General features: G+C 55.9%; 1 protein-coding gene. It reads right to left on the bottom strand.

Annotation, left to right across the window (positions count from 1 at the left end):
* On the bottom strand, nucleotides 1-2078 hold a 2078-nt coding region (locus TBC1_RS18015), incomplete at both ends, for a hypothetical protein (protein WP_201781665.1).

Here is a 2078-nt window from a genome sequence, read left to right as displayed (position 1 = left end):
GCATCGGCCGTGGCCTGCAGGCTGATCGTCAGTACCATATCATCGCTGGCCTCAACACATGGGGCAGCAGACTGGGCAGTCAGCGTCAGGGTAACGCTTCCGGCGGCAATGTCTGCAGCACTCGGGGTGTAGATCGCAGCAAGGATGGTAGCATCATCGAACGTACCTGTTCCGCTTGATGTCCAGAGCAGGCTGATGAAATCGGTAGCAGTCGCAGTAGTCAGGGTATAAGTCGAGCTTTCACAGATCGTGGCATCATCGCCGGCACTCACTATGGCCTGCGGGTTGATCGTCAGGGTCATCTGATCGATGTCTCCGGCACACGGGGCAGCTGATGTGACCGTCATGGTCAGGATTACTGAACCATTAAGGATATCGGCGGCACTCGGTGTGTACGTAGCATTCACCAGGTTCACATTGTCGAACGAACCCGTACCATTGCTGCTCCAGGTTACCAGGGTAGCATTGGTAGCTGAGGCTGTTGATAATGTGTATGAAGAGCCTTCGCAGATGGTAGCGTCAACTCCGGCATCGGCCGTGGCCTGCAGGCTGATCGTCAGTACCATATCATCGCTGGCCTCAACACATGGGGCAGCAGACTGGGCAGTCAGCGTCAGGGTAACGCTTCCGGCGGCAATGTCTGCAGCACTCGGGGTGTAGATCGCAGCAAGGATGGTAGCATCATCGAACGTACCTGTTCCGCTTGATGTCCAGAGCAGGCTGATGAAATCGGTAGCAGTCGCAGTAGTCAGGGTATAAGTCGAGCTTTCGCAGATCGTGGCATCATCGCCGGCACTCACTATAGCCTGCGGGTTGATCGTCAGGGTCATCTGGTCAGCATCGCCTACGCAAGGTGAAGCTGAAGTTACCGTCATGGTCAGGATGACTGAACCATTGAGGATATCTGCTGCACTCGGGGTGTAAGTGGCGTTGACAAGGTTTACATTGTCGAACGAACCCGTACCATTGCTGCTCCAGGTGACCAGGGTAGCATTGGTAGCTGAAGCTGTTGATAATGTGTATGAAGAGCCTTCGCAGATGGTAGCGTCAACTCCGGCATCGGCCGTGGCCTGCAGACTGATCGTCAGTACCATGGCATCGCTGGCCTCAACACACGGGGCGGCAGACTGGGCGGTCAGCGTCAGGGTGACGCTTCCGGCGGCAATGTCTGCAGCACTTGGGGTGTAGGTGGCAGCCAGGATCGTTGCATCGTCGAACGTACCCGTACCGCTTGATGTCCAGAGCAGGCTGGTGTAATCGGTAGCGGTCGCAGTAGTCAGGGTGTAGGTCGAGCTTTCACAGATGGTGGCATCATCACCGGCACTCACTATAGCCTGCGGGTTGATTGTCAGGGTCATCTGATCAACATCGCCCACGCAAGGTGAAGCTGATGTGACCGTCATGGTCAGGATGACTGATCCATTGAGGATATCGGCGGCACTTGGGGTATAAGTAGCATTAACCAGGTTCACATTGTCGAACGAGCCGGTGCCATTGCTGCTCCAGGTAACCAGGGTAGCATTGGTGGCTGAAGCTGTTGATAATGTATAAGCTGAGCCTTCGCAGATGGTAGCGTCAACTCCGGCATCGGCCGTGGCCTGCAGACTGATCGTCAGTACCATATCATCGCTTGCCTCAACACATGGAGCAGCAGACTGGGCGGTCAGCGTCAGGGTGACGCTTCCGGCGGCAATGTCTGCAGCACTCGGGGTGTAAGTGGCAGCAAGGAGGGTGGCATCGTCGAAGGTGCCGGTGCCATTGCTGGTCCAGAGTAAGCTGGTGTAATCGGTAGCGGTGGCTGTGGTCAGGGTGTAGGTTGAACTTTCACAGATCGTGGCATCATCGCCGGCACTCACTATGGCCTGCGGGTTGATCGTCAGGGTCATCTGATCGATGTCTCCGGCACATGGGGCAGCGGAAGTGACCGTCATGGTCAGGATGACTGAACCATTGATGATATCGGCGGCACTCGGTGTGTACGTAGCATTCACCAGGTTCACATTGTCGAACGAGCCGGTGCCATTGCTGCTCCAGGTAACCAGGGTAGCATTGGTGGCTGAAGCTGTTGATAATGTATA

It is taken from the genome of Lentimicrobium saccharophilum, from assembly GCF_001192835.1.
Classification (GTDB): domain Bacteria; phylum Bacteroidota; class Bacteroidia; order Bacteroidales; family Lentimicrobiaceae; genus Lentimicrobium; species Lentimicrobium saccharophilum.
This window is presented reverse-complemented; position numbering and strand designations above follow the sequence as displayed.